The sequence below is a fragment of the Kitasatospora sp. NPDC088783 genome, from assembly GCF_044750705.1.
Lineage (GTDB): Bacteria > Actinomycetota > Actinomycetes > Streptomycetales > Streptomycetaceae > Kitasatospora > Kitasatospora fiedleri.
The window spans coordinates 78,075-102,545 of the sequence record NZ_JBIVKJ010000011.1 but is presented as its reverse complement, the minus strand read 5'-3'; the positions used below and the strand labels follow the sequence as shown (position 1 = coordinate 102,545).

General features: G+C 74.7%; 22 protein-coding genes. 12 read left to right on the top strand and 10 right to left on the bottom strand.

Annotated elements, in window-relative coordinates:
• Window positions 1–14: 14 nt before the first annotated feature.
• The 3 genes from ACIP60_RS27375 to ACIP60_RS27365 form a co-directional block, all read right to left on the bottom strand.
• Window positions 15–380 carry a MerR family transcriptional regulator gene (locus ACIP60_RS27375; RefSeq protein WP_400688877.1) on the bottom strand — a complete coding sequence of 122 codons (366 nt, stop codon included), beginning with the start codon at window positions 378–380 and terminating at the stop codon, window positions 15–17.
• Window positions 381–941: 561 nt separating this feature from the next.
• Window positions 942–1,979 (bottom strand): zinc-binding dehydrogenase, encoded by a 1,038-nt coding sequence (locus ACIP60_RS27370; RefSeq protein WP_400688874.1) that lies wholly within the window; start codon window positions 1,977–1,979, stop codon window positions 942–944.
• Window positions 1,980–2,114: 135 nt separating this feature from the next.
• A complete protein-coding gene (locus tag ACIP60_RS27365; RefSeq protein ID WP_400688871.1) occupies window positions 2,115–2,447 on the bottom strand; it encodes a winged helix-turn-helix transcriptional regulator in 333 nt (110 codons plus the stop codon).
• A gap of 96 nt (window positions 2,448–2,543) precedes the next feature.
• Between ACIP60_RS27365 and ACIP60_RS27360 the strand changes: the two genes are divergently transcribed.
• The 7 genes from ACIP60_RS27360 to ACIP60_RS27330 all read left to right on the top strand — a co-directional run bounded on the left by ACIP60_RS27360 (window position 2,544) and on the right by ACIP60_RS27330 (window position 9,338).
• Entirely contained in the window at window positions 2,544–3,185 is a 642-nt protein-coding gene (locus tag ACIP60_RS27360) for an NAD(P)-dependent oxidoreductase (RefSeq protein WP_400688869.1), read from the top strand.
• A gap of 78 nt (window positions 3,186–3,263) precedes the next feature.
• Window positions 3,264–3,821 (top strand): DinB family protein, encoded by a 558-nt coding sequence (locus ACIP60_RS27355; protein ID WP_400688866.1) that lies wholly within the window; start codon window positions 3,264–3,266, stop codon window positions 3,819–3,821.
• A 156-nt stretch (window positions 3,822–3,977) separates the two neighbouring features.
• Complete coding sequence (locus ACIP60_RS27350; protein ID WP_354644872.1) at window positions 3,978–4,052, top strand: putative leader peptide; 75 nt, start codon at window positions 3,978–3,980, stop codon at window positions 4,050–4,052.
• 133 nt (window positions 4,053–4,185) lie between these two features.
• Window positions 4,186–5,202: an isopenicillin N synthase family dioxygenase gene (locus tag ACIP60_RS27345; protein WP_400688863.1), complete on the top strand. Its 1,017-nt coding sequence runs from the start codon at window positions 4,186–4,188 to the stop codon at window positions 5,200–5,202.
• Window positions 5,203–5,305: 103 nt separating this feature from the next.
• Window positions 5,306–6,784: a hypothetical protein gene (locus ACIP60_RS27340; protein ID WP_400688860.1), complete on the top strand. Its 1,479-nt coding sequence runs from the start codon at window positions 5,306–5,308 to the stop codon at window positions 6,782–6,784.
• Between the two features lie 76 nt (window positions 6,785–6,860).
• A complete protein-coding gene (locus tag ACIP60_RS27335) occupies window positions 6,861–7,574 on the top strand; it encodes a MerR family transcriptional regulator (RefSeq protein ID WP_100835610.1) in 714 nt (237 codons plus the stop codon).
• 123 nt (window positions 7,575–7,697) lie between these two features.
• Window positions 7,698–9,338, top strand: coding sequence for an FG-GAP repeat domain-containing protein (locus tag ACIP60_RS27330; protein ID WP_400688856.1), 1,641 nt, complete (start codon window positions 7,698–7,700; stop codon window positions 9,336–9,338).
• A gap of 63 nt (window positions 9,339–9,401) precedes the next feature.
• Here ACIP60_RS27330 and ACIP60_RS27325 read toward each other — a convergent pair whose 3' ends face one another.
• The 4 genes from ACIP60_RS27325 to ACIP60_RS27310 are packed head-to-tail and all read right to left on the bottom strand — an operon-like array spanning window position 9,402 to window position 15,208.
• Complete coding sequence (locus ACIP60_RS27325; protein WP_400688853.1) at window positions 9,402–11,570, bottom strand: 3-hydroxyacyl-CoA dehydrogenase NAD-binding domain-containing protein; 2,169 nt, start codon at window positions 11,568–11,570, stop codon at window positions 9,402–9,404.
• Between the two features lie 41 nt (window positions 11,571–11,611).
• A complete protein-coding gene (locus ACIP60_RS27320; RefSeq protein WP_400688851.1) occupies window positions 11,612–12,832 on the bottom strand; it encodes an acetyl-CoA C-acetyltransferase in 1,221 nt (406 codons plus the stop codon).
• 58 nt (window positions 12,833–12,890) lie between these two features.
• Window positions 12,891–14,033 (bottom strand): acyl-CoA dehydrogenase family protein, encoded by a 1,143-nt coding sequence (locus tag ACIP60_RS27315; RefSeq protein ID WP_400688848.1) that lies wholly within the window; start codon window positions 14,031–14,033, stop codon window positions 12,891–12,893.
• An 11-nt stretch (window positions 14,034–14,044) separates the two neighbouring features.
• Window positions 14,045–15,208 (bottom strand): CaiB/BaiF CoA transferase family protein, encoded by a 1,164-nt coding sequence (locus ACIP60_RS27310; protein WP_400688845.1) that lies wholly within the window; start codon window positions 15,206–15,208, stop codon window positions 14,045–14,047.
• 112 nt (window positions 15,209–15,320) lie between these two features.
• On the opposite strand from ACIP60_RS27310, the gene ACIP60_RS27305 reads away from it, so the two are divergent.
• The gene (locus ACIP60_RS27305) at window positions 15,321–16,061 is read left to right on the top strand and encodes a GNAT family N-acetyltransferase (protein ID WP_400688842.1); all 741 of its coding nucleotides are present in this window, start codon (window positions 15,321–15,323) and stop codon (window positions 16,059–16,061) included.
• A 137-nt stretch (window positions 16,062–16,198) separates the two neighbouring features.
• Window positions 16,199–16,858, top strand: coding sequence for a Pr6Pr family membrane protein (locus ACIP60_RS27300; protein WP_400688839.1), 660 nt, complete (start codon window positions 16,199–16,201; stop codon window positions 16,856–16,858).
• 29 nt (window positions 16,859–16,887) lie between these two features.
• Here ACIP60_RS27300 and ACIP60_RS27295 read toward each other — a convergent pair whose 3' ends face one another.
• Window positions 16,888–17,700 carry an IclR family transcriptional regulator gene (locus tag ACIP60_RS27295; protein ID WP_400688837.1) on the bottom strand — a complete coding sequence of 271 codons (813 nt, stop codon included), beginning with the start codon at window positions 17,698–17,700 and terminating at the stop codon, window positions 16,888–16,890.
• Window positions 17,701–17,901: 201 nt separating this feature from the next.
• On the opposite strand from ACIP60_RS27295, the gene ACIP60_RS27290 reads away from it, so the two are divergent.
• Genes ACIP60_RS27290 through ACIP60_RS27280 form a run of 3 tightly spaced genes read left to right on the top strand, consistent with a single transcriptional unit; the run spans window position 17,902 to window position 21,079 of the window.
• Window positions 17,902–19,200, top strand: a complete 1,299-nt coding sequence (locus tag ACIP60_RS27290; RefSeq protein WP_400689272.1) for a sugar ABC transporter substrate-binding protein — start codon at window positions 17,902–17,904, stop codon at window positions 19,198–19,200.
• Between the two features lie 32 nt (window positions 19,201–19,232).
• Window positions 19,233–20,210: a carbohydrate ABC transporter permease gene (locus ACIP60_RS27285; RefSeq protein WP_400688834.1), complete on the top strand. Its 978-nt coding sequence runs from the start codon at window positions 19,233–19,235 to the stop codon at window positions 20,208–20,210.
• The gene (locus ACIP60_RS27280) at window positions 20,207–21,079 is read left to right on the top strand and encodes a carbohydrate ABC transporter permease (protein ID WP_400688831.1); all 873 of its coding nucleotides are present in this window, start codon (window positions 20,207–20,209) and stop codon (window positions 21,077–21,079) included. Before ACIP60_RS27285 ends, ACIP60_RS27280 begins: the two co-directional genes overlap by 4 nt.
• Window positions 21,080–21,110: 31 nt before the next feature.
• Here the strand turns inward: ACIP60_RS27280 and aroA are convergent, their stop codons facing one another.
• The gene (gene aroA, locus ACIP60_RS27275) at window positions 21,111–22,343 is read right to left on the bottom strand and encodes a 3-phosphoshikimate 1-carboxyvinyltransferase (protein ID WP_400688828.1); all 1,233 of its coding nucleotides are present in this window, start codon (window positions 22,341–22,343) and stop codon (window positions 21,111–21,113) included.
• A gap of 197 nt (window positions 22,344–22,540) precedes the next feature.
• A complete protein-coding gene (locus ACIP60_RS27270; protein WP_400688825.1) occupies window positions 22,541–24,157 on the bottom strand; it encodes an ABC-F family ATP-binding cassette domain-containing protein in 1,617 nt (538 codons plus the stop codon).
• Between the last annotated feature and the right edge of the window lie 314 nt (window positions 24,158–24,471).

The following is a 24,471-nucleotide window of genomic DNA, read 5'->3' as shown; positions in this document are numbered from 1 at the left end:
CCCCGTTTCGTCTCTCAGCTCGGCAGCGGCTGTTCCACCGCCCGGGCCAGCGCGGCCCGCAGCCGGGTGAGCCGGGCGATCTCCTCGTCCAGCGCGGCGATCCGCCGCCGGACGACCGGCCCGCCGGAAGCGCTCCCGCACCGCCGGGACGGGTCGGCGACCAGCAGGTCGAAGGACTCGGCGTGGCCGCGCAGGTCCTCGATGGTCAGCCCGAGCGCGAGCAGCCCCCGGATCACCCGGACCCGGGCCACGTCCGTCCCGTCGTAGTCCCGCTGCCCCCCGGCCGTCCGGGCCGGCGACGGCATCAGGCCGCGCTCCTCGTACAGCCGCAACGCCCTGGGCGTCGCTCCGGCGGCCGCCGCCGCGTCCCCGATCCGCATCCCCGCGCGTCCTTCCTCCCCGTGCCACCCCGTCAAACCGCCGCCACCGGACGGTTGTTCCCGCCACCCGCGCTCGACGGCGAAGGCGGACGGGACGGCGGAGGACGGAACGGCGGCGGACCGAACGGCGGCGCACCCCGCGGGGGACGGCGACCCGCACGACGCCCGGCGCACCACCGGCCGCCGAGCGGAGTCCGCGCCCCCGGCTCAGGCACCGTGCCGGGCCGGGCGGGAGCCCGACAGCGGGCAGGGACGCGGACGGCCCACCACGGCGCGGCGGCCGGACCGCCCGGCTCAGGCACCGGATCGGGTCGGCGACGGGCCGGGGGGACGAGGGCAAGAGCTGCGCGAGCGGCCCGGCCGACAGCGGCCGGACGTCGGCCCGCGCACCGCCACCGCCCGCCGCCCGCCGCCCGCCACAGCTCCCGGCCCGCCCAGCCGCGCCGGGTCGCGCCGGGTCGGCGACCTGCATCCGGTCTCCCGGCCTCGTCCTCCCGGGCGGCCGGGCGGCCGGGCGCCGCGTCCCCGGCTGCGGCCCTGGCACCGGGCCTGCGGCTTCCCCTATCCCAGTTCCACCAGGACCGCGCCGAAGTACCGGCCCTCGATCATCTCCTGGAACGCCTGCGGGGCCCGGTCCAGGCCGGTGATCCGGGTGTGCGGGAAGGTGATGGCGCCGGTGCGCAGCCACTCGCCGAAGCGGGGCAGCCACTCGGCTTCCGCGGCGGCGTGTCCGTCGTTCGCGTAACCGGCCAACCGGACGCCCTTGAGGATGAGCGGGAAGGCGTCCAGGCGCAGCGGGGCGCTGCTCCCGGGGGTGCCGTCGAGCTGGTGGGAGAGGACGCCGATCAGGGCGGCGCGGGCTCCGGGGCGGGCGGCGGCGAGAGCGGCCTCGGCCTGGTGTCCGCCGACGGTGTCGAGCAGGAGGTCGATGCCGTCGGGGGCGGCCTCGGCGAGTTGCCGGGCGAAGCGTTCGGCCCGCTCCGGGCCGGGCGTGCGTTCGTCCACGAGCACGGCGTCGTAGCCGAGTTCGCGCAGCCGCTCGGCCTTGGTCGGGGAGCCGGTGGTCCCCAGGACGGTGCCCGCGCCGAGCAGTCGGGCGGTCTGGCCGGCCAGCGTGCCGACGGCTCCGGCCGCGCCGGTGACCAGCACGGTGTCGCCGGGGCGGACGGGCGCGGTCCGGGTCAGCGCCCCGTACCCGACCGCGCCGGGCGACAGGTGGGCCGCCGGGTCGGGCAGTCGACCGCCCAGCGGGGTGAGCGCCGCCGGGTCCGCCACCGCGTACTCCCGCCAGCCCTGCACGTGCGCGACCAGGTCGCCGGGCCGCAGCCCGCTGCCCGCCGGGGCTTCGACCACCTCCCCGACGGCCGGTCCGAACAGCGTCTCCCCCGGTCCGATCCCGGGGAACGGCGTCCCCGGCGGGGTGTCGCCGAGCAGCGTCGCCAGGCCGGGGAAGAGCACGAACCACCGGTTGCGCAGCAGCACTCGGTCCGCTCCGGGCTCCGGCGCGGGCGTCTCCACCACGACCAGGTCGGCGGCGACCGGACGGCCCTGCGGGAGACGGGCCAGCCGGACCTCCCGGACGGTTTCGGGCACACTCATGACGGCTCCTCGGGGAGGGCCCGGCGGACGGCCGGGCGGGCGGTCGGAAAGTGCCGGAACGGTAATCCCTGCCCCGCGGGTCAGGGTCAAGGAGGCCGGTCCGCCGCGGGCCGCGCGGGTGCGGGCGGCGGCCGGTCAGTTCCCGCCGTGGTGGGTCCGGGCCCAGTCGCAGACGGTGTCCAGGACGCCGATCAGGGAGGTGCCGAGGTCGGTGAGGGCGTACTCGACGTGCGGCGGGTTGCCGCCGTGGTCGGTGCGGGTGAGCCAGCGGTCGCGCTCCATCGCGCGGAGCGTCTCGGTGAGCACCTTGGGGCTGACGCCGCGCAGCCGGGCCTTGAGTGCGGTGAAGCGGTGCGGCCCGTCCTGGAGGCAGCGCAGCACCAGGGCGGACCACTTGTCGCCGATCCGGATCGGCGAGCGGTGCGCGCAGTGCGGGTCGAACACGGCGGCGTCCGGGGGAATGGCCATGCTCCGACGATAACCGCCGTGGGGGCCGGTTCCGTTGCGGTAACCGGGGGTCCCCGTCCTAGCCTCTGCGGCGACAGCGCGGATCGAGGAGGGCGCATGGGGAAGATCGTGGTTTTCGGCGCGGGCGGGCGGGTCGGCCGGGCGGCCGTCGCGGAGGCGGTGCGGCGCGGGCACGCGGTGACGGCGGTGGTGCGCGACCCCGCGGAGCACCCGGAGCTGGCCGGGGCGGCGGGCGTGGCGGTGGTGCGCGGCGACGCGACCGACGCGGCGGACGTCGCCGCGGCGGCGGCCGGGCACGACGCGGCGGTCAACGCCACGGCGCGCCTCGACGTCCCGTCGGTCGAGCACTACACGGCCGCGGCGCGGGCCCTGCTGGCCGGTCTGGGCCGGGCGGGGGTGGGCCGGCTGCTGGTGCTGGGGATCGCCACCACGCTGGAGACGGCGCCGGGCGTGCGGATCATGGACGATCCGCAGTTCCCGGACGAGTACCGGGCGTTCTCGCAGGGCCACGTCGCCGAGTTCGAGCTGCTGGCCGCCGGGGCGGGCGGCGTGGACTGGCTGATGGTCGTCCCGCCGATGGACCTGGCCGCGGACGCCGGGGCCACCGGCCGGTACACCAGCGCGGTCGGCACCGTCACGGGCACCGGCCGGATCTCGCACGCCGACCTGGCCGTCGCCCTGCTGGACGAGATCGACACCCCGCGCCACCACGCCGTCCAACTCGCCGTCTCGCACTGACGGGACGTCACCGGGCCGCGCCACGCCGGGTCCGGGCCGCCCGCTGCCGGTGTCGGTGGCGGCTGGCAGGCTGGCCCGATGAGTGAACCCACCACCTCGCCGCAGAACTTCTCCCCCGCCTGGTCCGACACCGCGGGCCGGGGCGATCCGCCGCTGGTCGGCGACGAGCGGGAGATCCTGCTCGCCTACCTGGAGTTCCACCGCGAGACCTTCGCGCTCAAGTGCGCGGGCGTCCCGGCCGAGCGGCTGTCCGAGTTCCTGGTGCCGCCGTCCGGGCTGACGCTGCACGGGCTGGTGCGGCACCTGGCCGGGGTCGAGCAGTGGTGGCTGCAGATCCAGTTCGCCGGGGACGAGTCCCGCCCGCTGGTGTACTACTCGGACGACGACCCGGACCAGGACTTCGAGCACCTCGACGGGGACTTCGAGCAGGCCCTCGCCACCTGGCGCGCCCAGGTGGAGGTCTCCCGCCGGATCGTCGCCGACGCCCCCTCGCTGGACGCCACCGGCACCCACAAGGCGACCGGGCAGCCGGTCTCGCTGCGCCGCGTCCTGGTGCACCTGCTGGCCGAGTACGCCCGCCACAACGGGCACGCGGACCTGCTGCGCGAGCGGATCGACGGCGCCACCGGGTACTGACCGGCCCCGCGCGGTACCGGCCACCGACCGGCCCGGCGCGGTAGGAGCCCCCGGTGCCCGGGGCCGCGCGGCCCCGGGCACCGGGGGCTCCGGGGGCTCCGGGGGCTCCGGAGGCACCGCCCGGAGCCTCCCGGGCGGGGGTTGTAGCCTGGTGGGGTGCTCCTACTCGTCAGTCGTCGCCACGTGGACCTGCTCCGCGTCACGAGCATGTCCTGTCGACGCTCCGGCTGACCCCACCCCTGCTCGACCCCTCTCTCCCGGCCCCCGCCCTCCCACCTGGACGCGCGGGCCCCCGTCTCCCCCGGCCCGTCCGGCGCGACCCGCCGTCCCCCGCCGGGGTCTTCACCACCGCGGACGCACCCCCATGACGCAGCAGCACCCCACCTCCCTCCCCGCCATCGACCTCTCGCTCGCCGACGGCTCCCCCGCCGACCGGGAGCGCCTGCACCGCGACCTGCGCGCGGCGGCGACCGGTGTCGGCTTCTTCCAGCTCACCGGGCACGGCGTCACCCCCGCCGAGACCGCCGCGCTGACCTCCGCGATGCGGGCCTTCTTCGCCCTGCCCGAGGCCGACCGGCTGGCGGTCAGCAACCTGAACTCGCCGCACTTCCGCGGCTACACCCGCACCGGCGACGAGCGCACCGGCGGCCGCCGCGACTGGCGCGACCAGCTGGACATCGGCCCCGAGCTGCCGCCGCACGTCCCGGCCCCGGGCGAGCCCGCGTACTGGTGGCTGGAGGGCCCCAACCAGTGGCCCGCCGCGCTGCCCGAGCTGCGCACCGCCGCCCTGCACTGGATCGACCGCCTCGACGGCGTCGCCCGCCGCCTGCTGCACGCCCTGCTCGCCTCGATCGGCGCCCGCCCCGACTTCTACGACGACGCCTTCGCCCCGCACCCGCACCTGCGGCTCAAGCTGGTCCGCTACCCGGGCAGCGCCCCCGACGGCCCGCCGCAGGGCGTCGGCACCCACAAGGACTACGGCTTCATCACCCTGCTCCTCCAGGACACCGTCGGCGGCCTCCAGGTCGAGCGTCCCGACGGCACCTTCCTGGACGTCCCCCCGCTGGACGGCGCCTTCGTCGTCAACCTCGGCGAACTGCTCGAGGTCGCCACCGACGGCTACCTCAAGGCCACCTCGCACCGGGTGGTCTCCCCGCCCGGGGCCCGCGAGCGCTTCTCCGTCCCGTTCTTCTACAACCCCCGGCTGGACGCCCACATCACCCCGCTCGACTTCCCGCACGCCCACCACGCCCCCGGCGTCACCCAGGACCCTTCGAATCCCCTGCACGCCGAGTTCGGCGTCAACGAACTGAAGGGCTACAGCCGGGCCCACCCCGAGGTCACCAGGCGCCACCACGCCAAGCTGCTCCCGCTGGGCTGACCACCGCCGCCCGCCCGGTCCGGACGCCGGGCCGGGCTCCCGCGCGGTCCGGCCCCGGGGTAGGCTCCCCGCGCTGATCGGGCCCGACGGGGAGGGGCGGGGCATGACCGCGTACGACCACTGGTTCCGGCTCGACCTGGAGGTGACCGGCACGGCCGGCGGCCGGGCCAGGCTGCGCGCGGGGCTGGAGGCCCACGGCTGGGTGGTCACGGTGCTGGACGAGGACGGGCCGCGCCGGGCCCGCTGGCTGGTGGAGGCCGGGGTCACCGGCGCCCGGGCCGGGGCGGCCCTCGCGGTGCGGCTCACCCTCGCCCGGCTGGTCGGGCAGAGCCCGGCGGAAGCCGACCTGCGGCTCCAGGAGCCGGTCCACCGCCAGGAGCCGCCGCGCGGGCGGTACGCCGTCCGGCGGCCGGTCCCGGGCCCGGCCCGGTGGCGTCCGTTGCTGGCCCGCACCGGGCTGTTCGACACCGGGCGCGAGGTGTTCCTGTCCCCGGGCCCCGACGTCCGTAACCGGGCCGCGGCCGAGGCGGTCCGGGCCCTGCCGGGCGTCGCGCTGCCCCCGGCGGACGGCGAGCCGCACCCGGTCGGCCCGGAACTGGTCCGCACCGGCCGCACCGGGGCCGTTCCGCTGCCGACCCGGACGGTGGTCCCGCTGCTCGCCGCGGGGGTGTTCGCGGTGCTGCTGGCCGGGCTGGCGCTCGGCGGCCTGCACGCCGGTCCGGCGGCCCGGGCGGCGGTCCTGCTGCTCGTCGCGCCGGTGGGCGCCCTGCTCGCGGCGGTGGTCGTCCACGCGCCGCACTGGACGGCCCGTTCCGCGCCCGGCACCCCGGCGGCCTGCGCGGCCGGGGCCGTCGGGGCGCCGGTCCTCGCCGCGCTGGCCGCGCTGGCCGGGGCGTCGTCGGCCCGGCTCTGGCCCACCGCCCTGGCCTCGGTCGGCCTGCTGCTGTGCGGCAACGGGCTGCGGCTGCTGCTGCGCGGCCTGACCTGGCAGGCCACCGCCGCCTGGCTGGTCCCGGCGCTGCTGCCGATCGTGCTGGTCGGGCTGCCCGGGTTCGGCTTCTCGCTGCACGCCTTCTACCTGGACGGCTTCGGCCTGAACCGGGAGGACACCCAGATCCCGGCGCTCTGGCAGGTGATCGCCGACGCCAAGGCGCTGGTGGTGGCGGCGGGCCCGCTGGTCGCGGTGTCGCTGCTCGGCTACGCCCGGCACCTGCACGCCTTCCGGACGCTGGGCGGGGTGTCGGTGGCGGCGCTGCTGCTGCTGGTCGCCTTCGCGGGGGCGGTCGTGCTGTACCAGACGCAGGTCATCGTGCCCGCCGCGCACGCCGCCGACGTCGCCCGGCAGCAGGCCCGGGCGGGCCGCCGGCCCGCGCCGTACTTCGGCGTCGCCCCGCGCCTGGTCTGCCTGCGCCCGGTCGGCGAGGCCGGCTGGGACGGGGCGGCGCCGGTGGCGGAGCACCCGTACCTGGTGTTCCCGGCCGCCGGGGACTGGGCCGCGCTGTGGGACGTCCGCACGGGCGGGACGCTGAACGTCAAGCGCGAGCAGTACCGGATCACCGACTCGACCGGGCCGGGTTGCTGACCGGCCGGACCTGGTGCGGCGGTGGAGGCGGGTGGGACACTGCTGGTGTCACAGTGGCGGCGAGGGGTGTGGGGCGTTGGCGGACGGGCCGCGGTGGACGGTGGAGGAACTGGCGGACCGGGCCGGGGTGACGGTGCGCACGCTGCGGTTCTACGGCGCCAAGGGGCTGCTGCCGCCGCCGGAGCTGGGGGCGCGCCGGGTGGGCTGGTACGGGGCCGAGCACCTGGGGCGGCTGGAGCTGATCGAGGAGTTGCAGCGGCAGGGGCTGACGCTGGCCGCGATCGAACGCTACCTCGCGCAACTCCCCCAGGACATCGGCGAGTTGGACCTGGCGATCCACCGGGCGCTGGTCGCCTCCTGGACCCCGGAGTCGGCCGAGGAGGCCGACCGGGCCCAGTTGGAGCGCCGCACCGGCCGGGCCCTGTCGGACGCGGACCTCGACTCGCTGGCGGCGATGGGCGCCCTGCACCGCACCGCCGACCCGGACGTGTTCAAGGTCGACCCGGGCCTGCTCCCGCTGGGCGTGCGGGTGCTGGACGTGCCGATCCCGCTGGAGACCCTGCTGGCCGCCCGCGCCGTGGTCCGCCTGCACAGCCGGGCCACCGCCCACGACCTGCACCGCCTGTTCCGCGACACCGTCTGGCGCCCGTACCGGGAGAGCGACCCGCCCCCCGGCGAACTGGAACGGATGCGGGAGCTGACCGACCGCATCCAGCCGATGGTGCTGCAGGCCCTGGTGACGGCGTTCCAGCGCTCCCTGGCCGAGGAACTGGCCCGCCCGGCGGAGTGACCGGGGGCGGGCGGGCGGGAACTCCGTTCGTACGGTGAGAAATTCCGAGCGCGCGCACCGCCGGGGCCCCTATGGTGTGCGGCGGTCGGGGCCGTCCGGCCCCCGTGGAAAGCGAAACGATCTGTGCCTTCCCTCCCGTCCCGTCCTTCCGGTCCGCGCCGTTCCACCGCGTCCGCGGCCGCCCTCGGCGTGCTGCTGGCCGTCGGCGGGTTGAGCCGGCCCGCCGCCGCGGCCACCGCCGACCTGCCCGTGCCCGAGGTCCGGTCCACCTCGCCGAGCACCGCCTGCGCGGGCGGCACGGTGCTGGGCGACACGTCCGTGACGTTCTCCGCCCGGGTGGACGATCCGGAGGCGGGTTTCCTGGGCTACGAGTTCAAGGTCACCGAGGCCGGTCACGACGGGACGGTCGTCGCCCGGAACGACCCGGCGCAGCTGACTGTCGGGGCGGGTCAGGACGCCCGCTACGTCCTCGCCCGCGACGTGCTGTCCGCCGCCGCCGACGGCAGGATCACCACCTTCGTGTGGAAGGTCCGCACGGCCGGTGCCGGGCACCACAGCGACTGGGCCACCTGCCGGTTCACCTTCGACCCGACCCGCCAGGGCGCGCCGGTCGTCTCCCCGCCGGCCGACGCCGTGATCGGCAGGCCCGTCACACTCACCGTCGCACCGCCCGTCGACGGCACCGTGCCCGCGGGCTACCGCTTCCAGCTGAACAGCGACCCGTGGACGGACGTGCCCGCCGGTGCCGCGGGCCGGGCCTCGTTCACGTTCACCGCTTCGCAGGAGGTGAACAGGCTCACCGTCACCAGCCTCTCGCCGGGCGGGAACCAGGGCGGGGCCGCCGAGGTCGACTTCGTGGCCGCCGCCCCGCCGCCGGACCTGACCACCGGTGACCTGAACGGCGACGGGAAGCCCGACCTGGTCACCGTCGGCGGCCGCTCCGGCCTCGCCTCCGGCATCTGGTCCGCCCCGGGCGGCGGCGACGGACACATCGGGGCCGCGAGCAACATCGGCGTCAACGGGACGGGCTTCGAGACCGAGCCGACGCCCGGCGACTTCGACGGCGCGGTCGTCCTCACCGGGCGGTTCACCGGCGGCTCCTTCCAGGACGTCCTGGCCTACTGGCCCTCCGGCCCGCGCGCGGGCCTGGCCCTGGTGCTGGCCGGCGACGGCAACGGCGGTCCGCTCCCCGGCGGCGGCGTGCACACCTCCCTGACCGACTGGGACGGCGGCAACTCCCCGACCCAGGTCGTCGAGGCCGGGAACGTCTCCGGGCTCGACCGCGGCACCAGCGACCTGCTCGGCATCGCCCCGGACGGCTCCGGCGGCACGGCCCTCACCCTCTACCCGGCCGGCTGGGCTCCCGGCGCGTTCGGCCTCCCCGTCCCGCTCGCCGTCCCGACCCCCGACGGCGACCAGAACTGGAACGACTGGACGATCGCCTCCACCGAGCTCCCGGCGCCCGGCGGCACCACCACCACCGCGCTCTTCCTGTGGAAGAAGTCCACCGGCGACCTCGTCCTGTGGAAGGACCTCGCCGCCGCCCCCGGCACCCACGTCCTCGGACACCAGGCGTTCCAGGTCGCCACCGGGTGGAACACCGGCGCCGACCTCACCCTGCAGGCCGCCGACATCGACACGGACGGCACCCCCGACCTCTGGACGCTGGACGGCTCGGGCGGTGTCACCGCGAACCTGGTGACCGGCCTCTCCGCCGACGGCCCGGCCACCGTCACCCGGGTCACCGACACGCCGGCCGGCTGACGCGCCGCGGCGGGCCGGCCGTGCGTACGGCCGGCCCGCCGGACGGGTGTCAGGGGCGGAGGGTCAGTAGCGGCCGCCGCTCTCGGCGAGGGCGACCAGGGAGGCGGGCGGGGTGAAGCGGTCGCCGTAGGCGGCGGCGAGTTCGCGGGCGCGGGCGGTGAAGCCGGCCGGGCCGCCGGGGTAGCCGTTGACGTACTGGAGGACGCCGCCGGTCCAGGCGGGGAAGCCGATGCCGAGGATGGAGCCGATGTTGGCGTCGGGGACGGAGGTGAGGACGTTCTCGTCCAGGCAGCGGATCGAGTCGATGGCCTCGGCGAACAGCATCCGCTCCTTCATGTCCTCGAACGGGATCTCCGCGCCGGGCTCGTCCTTGCCGAAATGCTCGCGCAGGCCGGGCCAGAGCCGGGTGCGGCGGCCGTCGACGTAGTCGTAGAAGCCGGCGCCGCCGCTGCGGCCGGGGCGGCCGAACTCGTCCAGCATCCGGTCCATGACCTCCTCGCCGGGCTGGGTGGTCCAGCTGCCGCCGGCCTCCTCGACGGCGCGGCGGGTCTCGTTGCGGATCTTGCGCGGCAGGGTGAGGGTGAGCTCGTCCAGCAGCGCGAGGACCTTGGCGGGGTAGCCGGCCTGGGCGGCGGCCTGTTCGACGGAGGACGGGTCGAGGCCCTCGCCGATCATCGCGACGCCCTCGTTGAGGAACTGGCCGATGACCCGGGAGGTGAAGAAGCCGCGGGAGTCGTTGACCACGATCGGGGTCTTGCGGATCTGCCGGACCAGGTCGAAGGCGCGGGCCAGCGCCTCGTCGCCGGTCTCCGGGCCGCGGATGATCTCCACCAGCGGCATCTTGTCGACCGGCGAGAAGAAGTGCAGGCCGATGAAGTCGGCGGGCCGGTCGACGCCCTCGGCGAGCAGGCCGATCGGCAGGGTGGAGGTGTTGGAGCAGAGCAGCGCGTCGGGGGCGACCAGGTGCTGGACCTCCTGGAAGACCTTGTGCTTGAGCTCGGGCTGCTCGAAGACCGCCTCGATGACGGTGTCGCAGCCGGCCAGGTCGGCGGCGTCCGCGGTGGGGGTGATCCGGGCCAGGAACGCCTCGCGTTCGTCGGCGGTCATCCGGCCGCGGGCCACCTGCTTGTCCAGCAGGCCCGCGCTGTACGCCTTGCCGCGCTCGGCGGCCGCCGCGGTGACGTCCTTGAGCAGGACCTCCAGGCCGGCCTTGGCGCAGGAGTACGCGATGCCCGCGCCCATCATGCCCGCGCCCAGCACCGCGACCTTCGCCGCCTTCCGGGTGGGCACCGAACTCGGGCGGGAGGCACCGGAGTTGACGGCCTGGAGGTCGAAGAAGAACGCCTGGATCATGTTCTTCGAGGTGGGCCCGCAGGCGAGTTCGGTGAAGTACCGGGCCTCGATCGCGAACGCGGTGTCCACGTCGACCTGGGAGCTCTCCACGGCCGCCGCCAGGATGTTGCGCGGCGCGGGGTAGGGCGCGCCGTTCAGCTGCTTGCGCAGGTTGGCCGGGAAGGCGGGCAGGTTGGCGGCGAACGCCGGGGTGCGGGGGGTGCCGCCGGGGATCTTGTACCCCTTGGCGTCCCAGGGCTGGAGGCTGGTCGGGTGGGCGGCGATGAACGCGCGCGCCTTGGCGTCCATCTCCGCCGCGTCGGAGGCGAGTTCGTGCACCAGGCCGTGCTCCAGGGCCTGCGCCGGGCGGTACTGCTGCCCCTGGAGCAGCACCTTGAGCAGGGCGTCGGCGATGCCGAGCATCCGTACGGTGCGCACCACTCCGCCGCCGCCGGGCAGCAGGCCGAGGGTGACCTCGGGCAGGCCGATCTTGCTGCCGGGGGCGTCCAGCGCGATCCGGTGGTGGCAGGCCAGCGCGATCTCCAGGCCGCCGCCGAGCGCGGCGCCGTTGATCGCGGCGACCACCGGCCGGCCGAGCGTCTCCAGCCGGCGCAGCGCGCGCTTGATCCGCATCGAGTTGGCGAAGACCTGCTCGGCGTCGGCCGGGCCGACGGCGGAGAGCAGTTTGAGGTCGCCGCCGGCGAAGAAGGTCTTCTTCGCGGAGGTGATGATGACGCCGGCCAACTCCTCGGTGGCGGCGAGCCGTTCGACGGTGGCTTCGAGCGCGTCGGTGAAGCCGGCGTTCATGGTGTTGGCGGACTGGGCGGGGTCGTCGAGGACGAGGGTGACCACGCCGTCCTGGTCCTGCTCCCAGCGGATGGGGCTGCTCACGTCGGTCATGTCGTGGAAGTCCTTGGGTGAGTACGTGAGTGGACGGGTGGTCAGGCGGTGACGCGTTCGATGACGGTGGCGATGCCCATGCCGCCGCCGACGCACAGCGTGGCCAGGCCGTAGCGCAGGTCGCGGCGCTCCAGCTCGTCGATCAGGGTGCCGATCAGCATCGCGCCGGTCGCGCCGAGCGGGTGGCCGAGCGCGATCGCGCCGCCGTTGACGTTCACCTGGTCGTGCCGGAAGCCGAGTTCGCGCATGAAGCGCAGCGCGACGGCGGCGAACGCCTCGTTGATCTCGACCAGGTCGATGTCGGCGGCGCTCAGTCCGGCCTTGGCGAGCGCCTTGCGGGTGGCGGGGGCCGGGCCGGTGAGCATGATGGTGGGTTCGGAGCCGGAGACCGCGGCGGAGACGATCCGGGCCCGCGGGGTGAGGCCGTGGCGCTCGCCGATCTCGCGCGAGCCGATCGCGACCAGCGCGGCGCCGTCCACGATGCCGGAGGAGTTGCCGGCGTGGTGGACGTGGTCGATGGACTCCACCCAGTGGTACTTCTGGAGCGCGACGGCGTCGAAGCCGCCGAGGTCGCCGATGTCCGCGAAGGAGGGCTTGAGCCCGGCCAGCGACTCCACCGTGGTGCCGGGGCGGATGAACTCGTCGCGGCCGAGCACCACCAGCCCGTTGCGGTCCAGCACCGGCACCACCGAGCGGTCGAACAGCCCGTCGGCCTGCGCCTTCGCGGCCCGGGCCTGCGACTCGGCGGCGAACGCGTCCACGTCGGTGCGGGTGAAGCCCTCGACGGTGGCGATCAGGTCGGCGCCGATGCCCTGCGGGACGAAGCCGGTCTCGTACGCGGTCATCGGGTCGGCGAACCAGGCGCCGCCGTCGGAGCCCATCGCGACCCGGGACATCGACTCGACGCCGCCGGCCAGGATCAGGTCCTCCCAGCCCGAACGGACCTTCGCCGCCGCCAGGTTGACGGCCTCCAGGCCGGACGCGCAGAAGCGGTTCTCCTGCACGCCCGCGACCGTGTCGGGCAGCCCGGCGGCGATCGCCGCGACCCGGGCGATGTCGGAGCCCTGGTCGCCGACCGGGCTGACCACGCCGAGCACGATGTCGTCGATCGCCGCCGGGTCCAGGGACGGGAACCGGCGCCGCAGCTCGTGGATCAGGCCGACCACCAGGTCGATCGGCTTGGTGCCGTGCAGGGAACCGGTCTGCTTGCCGCGTCCGCGCGGGGTGCGGATCGCGTCGTAGACGTACGCTTCGGTGGTCACGGTGGGGATGCCTCTCAGAGGGGGTGCGGACGGTTTCGGACCGGGCGGGTGACCGGGGTCAGGCGAGCAGCGAGCGGCCGATGATCTCCTTCATGATCTCCGTGGTGCCGCCGTAGATGGTCTGGACGCGCCCGTCGGTGAACGCCCGGGCGACCGCGCTGTCGCTCATGTAGCCGGAACCGCCGTGCAGTTGCAGGCAGCGGTCGGCGGTGCGCTTCTGGAGTTCGGTGGCCCACCACTTGGCCATCGAGGCGTCCACCGGGGTCAGCGCGTACCTGTTGTGCTCGCTCACGCAGCGGTCCACGAAGGCCCGGGTGACGGCGCACTCGGTGGCCAGCTCGGCGATCTCGAACCGGACGTGCTGGAGCTTGGCCAGCGGCCGGCCGAACGCGGTGCGCTGCTTCACGTACGCCGTGGTCTCCTCCAGCAGCTGCTCGGCGGCGGCGATCGCGGCGACCGCGATGGCCAGCCGCTCCTGGGCCAGGTTGCGCATCAGGTACAGGAAGCCCTGGTGCTCCTCGCCGAGCAGGTTGGCCTTCGGGACGCGCACGTCGTGGAAGAACAGCTCGGCGGTGTCCTGGGCCTTCTGGCCGATCTTGTCGAGGTTGCGGCCGCGTTCGAAGCCCGGCATGCCGCGTTCCACCACCAGCAGGCTCAGGCCGTGCGCGCCGCCCTCGGCGGTGGTCCGGGCGACCACCACGACCAGGTCGGCGAGGATGCCGTTGGAGATGAAGGTCTTCGCGCCGTTGAGCAGGTAGTGGTCGCCCGCGTCCACCGCGGTGGTGCGGATCGCCTGGAGGTCGGAGCCGGTGTCGGGCTCGGTCATCGCGATCGCGGTGACCAGCTCGCCGGAGCAGAAGCCGGGCAGCCAGCGCTCCTGCTGCTCCTCGGTGGCCAGGCCGGTCAGGTACGGGCCGATGATGTCGTTGTGCAGGCCGACGGCCAGGCCGCTGGCCCCGGCCCGGACGAACTCCTCGGCCAGCACGGCGGCGAACCGGAAGTCCGGGCTGCCCCCGCCGCCGTGGCGCTCGTCCACGGCCAGGCCGAGCAGCCCGGCCTTCCCGGCGGCCAGCCAGGCGGAGCGGTCGACGACGCCCTGCCGCTCCCAGCGGGCGTGGTGCGGGACGACCTCCCGGGCCAGGAAGGCCCGGACGGTGGTGCGGAAGTCCTCGTGCTCCTCGGTGTAGAGCTCGCGCTGCACGGACGTTCCCTTCAGGAGTCTTGCGTGGCAGGGGGGTCGAGGCCGGGGACGGCCCAGTCGCGGGCCACCTCGGCGGTGTGCTCGCCGGGCCGGGCGGGCGGGGTGCGCAGCGCGCCGGGGGTGGCGGAGAAGCGCGGGGCGGGGGCGGGCTGGCGGGTGCCGCCGTGCTCGGTGTAGCTGCCGCGGGCGGCCAGGTGCGGGTGCGCGGCGGCCTCACCGAGCGTCAGCACCGGGGCCACGCAGGCGTCGTGGCCCTCGAAGCGGGCGGTCCACTCGGCCTGGGTGCGGGTGGCGAAGCGGGCGGCGAGGGCGGCGCGCAGCTCGGGCCAGCGGGCCAGGTCGTACTGGTCGGGGAGGTCCGCGTCCAGCTCCAGCAGGCGGGCGAACTCGGCGTAGAAGCGCGGCTCCAGCGGGCCGACGGCCATCCAGCGGCCGTCGGAGGTCGCGTACGTGCCGTACCAGGGGGCGCCGCCGTCCAGCAGGTTGACGCCGCGGCGGTCCTGCCACAGGCCCGCGTCCAGCAAGCCCCAGAGCATGGTGGACAGGTGCGCGGCGCCGTCCACGATCGCTGCGTCGACCACCTGGCCGGTGCCGGTGGCGCGGGCGTGGTGCAGCGCGGCGAGCAGGCCGACCACCAGGTAGAGCGAGCCGCCCGCGTAGTCGCCCAGCAGGTTCGCCGGGATCGCCGGGGGGCCGTCCGCCGGGCCGATCAGGCCGAGCAGGCCGGAGGTGGCCAGGTAGGTGACGTCGTGCCCGGCGCGCTGCGCCAGCGGGCCGTCCTGCCCCCAGCCGGTCATCCGGCCGTACACCAGCGCCGGGTTGCGGGCCAGGCAGTCCCGCGGGCCGATGCCGAGCCGCTCGGCCACGCCGGGGCGCCAGCCCTCGACCAGCAGGTCGGCCCGGGCGGCGAGGGCCAGCACGGTGGCCGGGCCTCCGGCGGACTTCAGGTCGACCAGCACCGAGCGCTTGTTGCGGTTGGTCAGGTCCCGGGCCGGGTCCGGTCCGAGCGTCTGCCCGCCGGGGCGGTCGACCCGCACCACGTCCGCCCCCAGGTCGGCGAGCAGCATCGCGGCGAACGGGCCCGGACCGATGCCCGCGAGCTCCAGCACCCGGACGCCCGCCAGGGGGCCGGAGGGGGGTGCCGCGGAGGCCGCGGGGGGTGTTGCGGAGGTCATCGTCGACCGCCTCCCAGGTTTGACAGTGAAGCTGTCACAGTGGCGATGATAGGGACGTGACCGGCCGGTAACAAGAGCCCGGCCCGGCCGCCGCGCCCGGCGGTGCGGGATCATGGACGGACCGATCGACCGGGAGGGCCGGAACCCCATGCGTGAACTCGACCTCGACACCGCCGCACTGGACGACCCCGTGGGCCACTCGCTGGGCGGGGCGCACGCGCACCTGGCGCGGCGGTGCGGGGAGGCGGTGCGGTACGACCCCGAGGTGGCGAGCTTCAGCAGCGTCGGGGCGCGGCCCGGCCCGGGGGCCTGGGACGACCTGGTCGGGCTGCTGGGGGCCGGCGAGTTCGCCGACCTGTTCAGCTGCCCGGCCCTGCCGCCCGCCCACTGGGAGCCCGAATTCGTCCTGGAGGGCCACCAGTTGGTGCAGGTGGAGCAGGTGCGTCCGGCGCTGCCCGGCGGTCTGCGGGCGGTCGAGCTGGGCGCCGCCGACGTGCCCGAGATGCTCGACCTGGTGGAGCGCACCCGCCCCGGCCCGTTCCGGCCCCGCACCCGCGAACTCGGCACCTACCTGGGCGTCCGCGACCGGGACGGCACGCTGCTCGCCATGGCCGGCGAACGCCTCCACCCGCCCGGCTTCACCGAGGTCTCCGCCGTCTGCACCGCCCCCGGGGCCCGCGGCCGGGGCCTGGCCGCCCACCTGGTCGGCGAACTCGCCGCCCGGATCACCGCCCGCGGCGAACGCCCCTTCCTGCACGTGGCCGCCGCCAACACCGGCGCGCTCGCCCTGTACGGACGGCTCGGCTTCGCCCGCCGCGCCGACGTGGTCTTCCGCGGCTTCCGCACGCCCTGACCGCTCCCGCCGGGCCGTCCCCGACCGCCGCACCCGCCCCGACCGGTGATCTTTTCCGACCGCGGAACCGGCGGGTAGAGTGCGGCGATCTGTCGTGCCCACGGGGGGCACCACCGAAACGAACGTCCGGTGACCGCATGACCGTCTGGACCCGTCCCGCCGCCTGGTGGCGCAGCGCCATCGTCCTGTCCGCGTTCCTGGGGATCTTCCTCAGCAACAGCTCCCTGGTGTACTTCACCATCCAGAGCAACGTGATCGTGCTCGGCTACTTCCTGGCCGCGGTCTACTGGACGGCCCGGCGCGGCACCGCCGACGCCCCGGCCCCCCGCCTGCGCGGCGCCGCCGTCCTGTACATCACCATCACCGGCATCGTCGCGCACGTCCTGCTCAACCACGGCGAGAACCCGCTCCCCGGCCTGTTCTCCGGCCCCGACCGGCTCCAGCACTGGTCCAGCTTCTTCCTGCACTACACCACCCCGGTCATGGTGCTGGTCGAGTGGCTGGTGTTCTCCCCCCGCAACGCCTCCCGCTGGCGCGACCTCCCGCTCTGGCTCTCCTACCCCCTCGGCTACGCCGTCCTCACCGAGACCCGGGCCGTCCTCTTCCCCGACTTCCCGGTCCGCTACCCCTACTTCTTCCTCGACCCCACCGAGAAGGGCTACGCCTGGGTCGGCCTCCAGATGGTCCAGCTCGTCGTCGAGTTCGCCGTCCTCGGCGCCCTCGTCATCGGCCTCGACCGCCTCGGCACCAGGCTCCGCCGCAAGCCCGCCCCCGCGCCCGGCACCGACACCGTCTGAGCCCGCGCGGCGGCGCGCGGCGGCGCGCGTCAGCGGGTCGCGCCCATGCGTTTCGAGACGCGGGCGGCGGTGGCGGCGACGACCGGGCCCAGTTCGCGGGCGCGGGCGGCGGTGATGCGGGAGGTGAGGGCGGAGGTGGAGATGGCGCCGATGACGGTGTTGTTGTGGTCGAAGACCGGGGCGGCGATGCAGCGGACCTCGGGTTCGTTCTCGCGGTCGTCGACGGCGTAGCCGCGGGTGCGGATGCGGGTGAGTTCGGCGCGCAGGGCGGCGGCCGAGGTGAGGGTGCGGGTGGTGATGGCGGGGAGGCCGTCGGCGACGACGGTGGCGAAGGCGTCCTCGGGCATCCAGGCGAGCATGGCCTTGCCGACGGCGGTGCAGTACATCGGGGCGCGGCTGCCGATCCGGGAGGCCATCCGGACGGCGGTCTCGTTCTCGACCTTGTCGACGTAGACCACGTACGGCGCGTCGGGGACGCACAGGTGGACGGTGCCGCCGACCTCGCGCATCAGCTGGTGGGCCTCCTCGGAGGCGGCGGTGCGCAGGTCGAGGGTGGCGAGGTACGCCTGGCCGAGCTGGAGGGCGCCGGGGCCGAGCCGGAAGTGGCCGGTGTCGCGGTCGCGGGCGAGGAGCTGGGCGTCGACCAGCGGGGCGGCGAGGCGCAGCACGGTGGACTTGGACATCTCCAGGCCGTCGGCGAGCGCGGTCAGGCTGAGGTCGGTGCCGGCCGCCGCGTGGTCCCGGACGTGTTCGAGCACCGCGAGGGCGCGGCGCAGCGACGCGGACTGGTTGCGTTCCGGCCGGCCCTCGGGGGTCCGGTTCTCGGCGGCGGTGCTGGTCATGGGGTGTGACGCTACGGCGCGCCCGGGCGCGGTGCCAGTTCCGCAGCACATCGTTTTGCAGTGCAGAACTTTCGCGCTCTGCTCTTGTCGCCGTGCCCGGCGAGTTCCTAACGTCCCGCTCACACCGATCCCCCACTGCATGTCCCGGTTCGTCCCGGGGCGCGCAGGTGCGTCCCGCTGCGGCGAGGAGATGAGTTGAGCATGAAGAAGCTGGCCCGTGGTGCCGCCCTTGCCCTGCTGGCCGGCACCGTGGCCACGGCCTGTGCGCCGGGCACCGCGAAGACCGCGTCCTCGGAGGACAAGCAGACCGGCACCGTGAAGGTCTGGCTGTACGACGAGGCGAACCGGGCGCCGAAGGAGCAGGTGGTGGCGCAGGCCGTCGCCGACTTCAAGGCCAAGCACGCGGGCGTCGAGGTCGAGGTCTCGTACATCCCGACCGACGCCGGTCCGCGCGCCGAGAAGATGAAGGGCGCGTTCAACGACCCCTCCTCGGCCCCGGACGTGGTGGAGTTCGGCAACACCGACCTGTTCGGCTACACCGCCTCGGGCGGCCTCGCCGACATCACCTCCGACCTGGCGGACTGGGCCGAGGGCAAGGACCTGCCGCAGGACCTGAAGGACACCGCCGTGGTCGACGGCAAGACGTACGGCCTGCCCTGGTGGCTGGGCGTGCGGGCGCTGTACTACCGCACCGACGTGTTCACCGAGCTGGGCCTGTCGGCGCCGACCACGTACGACGAGCTGAAGTCGGCGGCGCAGAAGGTCCGGGCCGCGCACGGCGACCTGCTGGGCATCGCGGTCGGCGGCAAGTACACCTTCGGCGCGCTGCCGTTCGTGTGGGCCAACGGCGGCGACCTGGCGGCGCGGAGCGGCTCGGCGTACACCTCGGCGATCGACTCGGCGCAGTCGCAGGCCGGCGTGAAGCAGTACACCGACCTGTTCACGGACGCGATCTGCCCGGCCCAGCAGTGCGCCGACCTGACCGGCGGCAAGACCGTCGAGGCGTTCGCGGCGGGCAAGGCCGGCATGGCGATCCTGCCGAACTCCTCGCGCAGCGCGGTGGAGGCGGGCGCGGCGGCCGGCAAGTACGCGATCGTGCCGCTGCCGGGCACCACGGCCGGGAAGATCGCCCCGGCGTTCTCCGGCGGCAACGACCTGGGCGTCATGAAGTCCACCCAGCACCGTTCGCTGGCGGTCGACTTCATGAAGGAACTGGCCTCCGAGAAGAACCAGCTGGCGCTGTTCGACGCGATGGGCAACCTGCCGACGCTGTCCTCCGCGCGCGCCGAGGTGGTGCAGAAGCAGCCGTGGCTCAAGCCGTTCACCGACACCATCGAGGCGGGCACCAAGTTCGTCCCGAAGGACGCCGCCTGGGCCCGGATCGACGCCCAGAACGTGGTGCCGACCATGCTGCAGAAGGTCATCACCGGCAAGTCCGACGTGGCCGCCGCCACCGAGGAGGCCGCCGCCGCGATGAACACCTCGTTCAGCGGCAAGTAGCCGTCGGCCCGCAGAGGAACCGGAAGTTGTCGATGCCTGCCACGACCGTCACCGCCCGGGCGGACCACGGGGACCCCACCCCGCTCCGCCCGGCGGGCGGCGCCCCCGCCGGGGCCCGCCGCCGCCCCGGGCCGCTGGCCCGGACACCCGTCCCGCTCTGGCTGCTGCTGCCGGCCGCCCTGGTGCTGATCCCGCTGTTCGGCTACCCGCTGTACCAGCTGGGCCTGCTCTCGGTGCTCAGGTTCGGCCAGCCGCAGGCCTCCGGCGGGGTGCCGACCGAGTTCGTCGGGCTCTCCAACTACGCCGACGTGCTGGGCGACGCGCAGTTCTGGTCGGTGCTCGCCCAGACCCTGGCGTTCGCCGCGTTCTGCGTCCTGGCCACCCTGGCGGTCGGCGCGACCTGCGCGGTGCTGCTGACCCGGGTCGGCCGGTGGCCGCGGCTGATGCTGATGTTCGGCGCCCTGGGCGCCTGGGCCGCCCCCGCGATGACCGGCTCCACGGTGTGGATGTTCCTGCTGGACACCAACTCCGGCCTGGTCAACGAAGTCCTCGGCACCCAGGGCCACAACTGGATGTACGACAAGTGGTCGGCCTTCGCCATGGTCGCCGTGGTCGTGGTCTGGCACAGCTTCCCGTTCGTGATGATCACCCTCTACGCGGGCATCCAGGCCATCCCGGACTCCGTCCTGGAGGCCGCCCGCCTGGACGGCGCCGGCACCACCACGATCTTCCGCAAGATCATGCTGCCGATGCTGCGCCCGCTGCTGGTGATCGTGGTGATCCAGTCGATCATCTGGGACTTCAAGGTCTTCACCCAGATCTACGTGATGACCGGCGGCGGCGGCATCGCCGGCCAGAACCTGGTCCTCAACGTCTACGCCTACCAGAAGGCCTTCGTCGCGGAGAACTACAGCCTCGGCGCGGCCATCGGCGTCCTGATGACCGTCATCCTGCTGGCCGTCACCGCCGTCTACGTCCGCAGCCTGCGCCGCTCCGGGGAGGAACTGTGACCGGCAAGACCTTCTCGATCAAGCGCCGCGACAACCGGGTGCTGCGGCAGGGGGCCAACACGGCCGCCGTGGTGCTCGCCCTGCTGACGGTGTTCCCGCTGTACTGGATGGTGCTGTCGGCGTTGAAGCCGAAGGGCGAGATCACCTCGGCGCACCCGCGGCCGTGGACGTTCGCGCCGACGCTGGAGAACTTCCGCAACGCGCTGGGGGTGTCCGGGTTCGGGCGGTACTTCGTGAACAGCATGCTGGTGGCGGTGGTCGTGGTGGTGGTGTCCGCCGCGATCGCCTTCCTGGCGGCGGTGGCGCTGTCCCGGTTCAGGTTCCGGTTCCGGACCACCATCCTGATCATGTTCCTGGTGGCGCAGATGGTGCCGGTGGAGGCGCTGACCATCCCGCTGTTCTTCCTGGTGCGCGACATCGGCTCGGTCGCGCCGGGCTTCGGCCTCTCCTCGCTGGGCTCGCTGATGCTGGTGAACCTGGCGTTCTCGCTGCCGTTCGCGGTGTGGATGCTGCGCGGCTTCGTCGCCGCGGTGCCCGAGTCGCTGGAGGAGGCGGCCCGGATCGACGGCGCGAGCCGGTTCACCATCCTGTGGCGGATCCTGTTCCCGCTGGTCGCCCCCGGGCTGGCGGCGACCAGCGTGTTCTCCTTCATCACCGCGTGGAACGACTTCGTGTTCGCCAAGACGCTGATCCTGGACACCGACCACCAGACGCTCCCGGCCGCACTGATGGTGTTCTTCAAGCCGGACGAGAACGACTGGGGCGGCATCATGGCCGCCTCGACCCTGATGACCGTCCCGGTGCTGGTCTTCTTCGTGCTGGTCCAGCGGCACATGGTGTCCGGGCTGGGCGGCGCGGTGAAGGACTGATCCGCTCCGACGGATCAGCGCCCCGGGCGGCTCAGTCCGCCGCCCGGGCCGCCCAGGCGGCGAACGCCTCGTGGAAGCCGGGGAAGGTCTTGCGCACGCACCCCGGGTCGTCGAAGGTCGTGCCCGGGGTGCGCAGCCCGGCGACGGCGAAGGACATCACGATCCGGTGGTCGCCCCGGGTGGCGATCTCGACCGGCGCCGGGGTGCCGGGGCGGATCTCGATCCAGTCCCGGCCGGTGGCGACGTCGATGCCCTGGCGGCGCAGGTTCTCCGCGCAGGCGTCGAGGCGGTCGCACTCCTTGATCCGGGTGTTGTAGACGTCCTCGATCCGGATCGGGCCGGAGGCGAACGGGGCGATGGCGGCCAGCGTCGGCATGGTGTCGGAGATGTCCCGCATGCGGACGGTGCCGCCGGTGAGGGTGCCGCCGGTGACGGTGGTGGCGTCCGCCCCGATCTCGACCTTCGCGCCGAGCCGCTCCAGCACCTCGACGAAGCGCAGGTCGCCCTGGAGCGCGTCGCGGCCCAGGCCGGGGACGGTCACCTCGCGGCCGGTCAGCGCGGCGGCGGCGAAGAAGTACGAGGCGGTGGAGGCGTCCGGCTCGACCGGGTACCGGGCGGCGGTGTAGCCGCCCGGCGGCACCTCGAACACGTTCCCCGCGCGGGCCACCTCGACGCCGAAGCCGCGCATCATCGCCAGGGTGATCTCGACGTACGGCGCGGAGACCAGGTCGGTGACCCGGATCCGCAGGCCGGTGCGGGTGAGCGGGCCGAGCAGCAGCAGGGCCGTCAGGTACTGCGAGGACAGCCCGGCGTCGAGCACCACCTCGCCGCCCTCGACGCCCGCCGCCCGGACGCTCAGCGGGTGGTGGCCCTCGGCGCCGTGGTGCTCCAGGTCGACGCCGAGGTCGCGCAGCGCGGTGGTGAGCGGGCCGAGCGGGCGGCGGCGCATCTGCTCGGACGCGTCGAAGTGGAAGGTGCCGTGCCCGGCGGCGGCCAGCGTCGGCAGGAAGCGCGCGGTGGTCGCGCCGTCCCGGCAGAACACCCTCGCCCCGTCGGCCGCCGGCCCCTGCGGGCGCCCGGTGATCCGCCACTCCCGCTCGTCGCGCTCCACCCGGTACCCGAGCGCGCGCAGCCCCTCGGCGAACCCCTCGGTGTCGTCGGACACCAGCGGCCGCACCAGGGTGGTCACCCCGTCCGCCGCCGCGGCCAGGAACAGCGCACGCGCCGTGACCGACTTCGAACCGGGGATCTCGACCAGCGCCACGGCGCACACTCCAGCGGGACAGCGACAACAGGACCGCCCCGATCCTGCCCTCCCGTCCACCGACCGGGCCGACTCGTCCCACGGTGCGGACACCCCGGCCGGACGGGGCCGGGACGGGACGGGGCCGGGAAGGCGGGCAGGGCGATGTCGGACCGGTACGGCGACGGGACCGGGACGGCGGGCGGGACGGCGACGGGTCAGCGCGGGTCGGTCGGGCGCAGCTCACCCCCGTCCCACTCCAGCCAGCGGGTGATGCCGATCTCCCGGAGGAAGGGGTGGTCGTGGCTGGCGACGAGCAGGGCGCCGCGGTAGCCGGACAGGGCCTGGGTGAGCTGGCGGACGCTGGCCAGGTCGAGGTTGTTGGTGGGCTCGTCGAGCAGCAGGAGCTGCGGGGGCGGGTCGGCGAGCAGCAGGGCGGCGAGGGTGGCGCGGAAGCGCTCGCCGCCGGAGAGGGTGCCGGCCGGCTGGTCGGCGCGGGCGCCGCGGAACAGGAAGCGGGCCAGCCGGGCCCGGACCTCGTTGTCGGTGGCGGCGGGGGCGTGCGCCCTGACGTTCCGGAAGACGGTGGCCCCGTCGTCCAGCAGGTCGAGGCGCTGGGGGAGGTGGCGCAGTTGGACCGGGGTGGTGACCATGCCCTCGGCGGGGGCGAGTTCACCGGCGACGGTGCGCAGCAGCGTGCTCTTGCCGGAGCCGTTGCGGCCGATCAGGGCGATCCGCTCGGGGCCGCGCAGCTCCAGGTCGATCCGGCCGCCGCCGCCGTGGGCCAGCCGGACGCCCTCCAGGGTGAGGACGGTGCGCCCGGCGGGGACGGCGGTGCGGGGTAGGTCGATCCGGATCTCGGCGTCGTCCCGGACCGCCTCCTCGGCGGTGGCCAGCCGCTCCTTGGCCTCGTTGAGCCGCTCGGTGTGCATGCCGCGCAGGCGGCCGGCGGTCTCCTCGCCCTTGCCCTGGAGCTTGTCGGCCAGCGCCTTGGGGTCGTTGCGCCGCACCGAGCGCTGCTTGCCGTAGGCGGCGGACTTGGCGAGCCGCTGGGTGGCCTCGACCAGATCCCGCCGCTGCCGCTTGACGTCGGCCTCGGCGTTGCGGACCAGGCGCTCGGCGGCCTCCTGCTCGGTCTCCAGGGCCCCCTGGTAGGCGCTGAAGTTGCCGCCGTACCAGGTGACTTCGCCGTCCCGCAGGTCGGCGATCTGGTCGACCCGCTCCAGCAGCTCGCGGTCGTGGCTGACCAGCAGCAGCACGCCGGGGAAGGCGGCCACCGCGTCGTACAGCCGGGCCCGGGCCTGGGTGTCCAGGTTGTTGGTGGGCTCGTCGAGCAGCAGGACGTCGGGGCGGCGCAGCAGCAGGGCGGCGAGGTGCAGCAGGACGGCCTGGCCGCCGGAGAGCTCGCCGCTGGTGCGGTCGAGGTCGAGCCCGGCGAGGCCGAGGCGGTCGAGGGTGGCGCGGGCGCGCTCCTCGACGTCCCAGTCGTCGCCGATGGTGGTGAAGTGGCGCTCGGCCACGTCTCCGGACTCGATGGCGTGCAGGGCCTCGCGCTTGGCCCGGATGCCGAGCGTCTCGTCGACCCGCTGCCCGGCGACGACCGTCAGGTCCTGTGGCAGGTAGGCGAGTTCGCCCGCGACCCGGACGGTGCCGGCGGCGGGGGCGAGCTCCCCGGCGATCAGCCGCAGCAGCGTGGACTTGCCGGCCCCGTTGAGGCCGACCAGCCCGGTGCGGCCGGGGCCGACGGCGAGGTGGAAACCGCTCAGCACCGGGCGGCCGTCGGGCCACTCGAAGCCGAGGTCGGTGCAGAGGATCGAGGTGGTGGGTTGCGCCATGAGGGCCTCCTGGAGGTTGCCGTGGGAAGGGGAGCAACACGGGAGACACCGGGGAGGCGGGTGCGAGGAGGACCGGCACGGGGAGACGGACAGCCGTCACGGGAAACCGGGAACCCGCACGGGAGCAGTGGATCGCCGCCCTGCCGAGGTCGCACGCGCGCCCGCACGCCGATCGACCCGGGAAGGACACGGGTGTGGCGTGGCGCGGTGTCTCATGACCTCAGACGAGCAACGGCCTTCTCCAGACGTGCGGGGATGTGACGCCTCCGAGGGTACGGACCCCCGCGCGCCCGGCGCAACGGAATTAAGTCCCG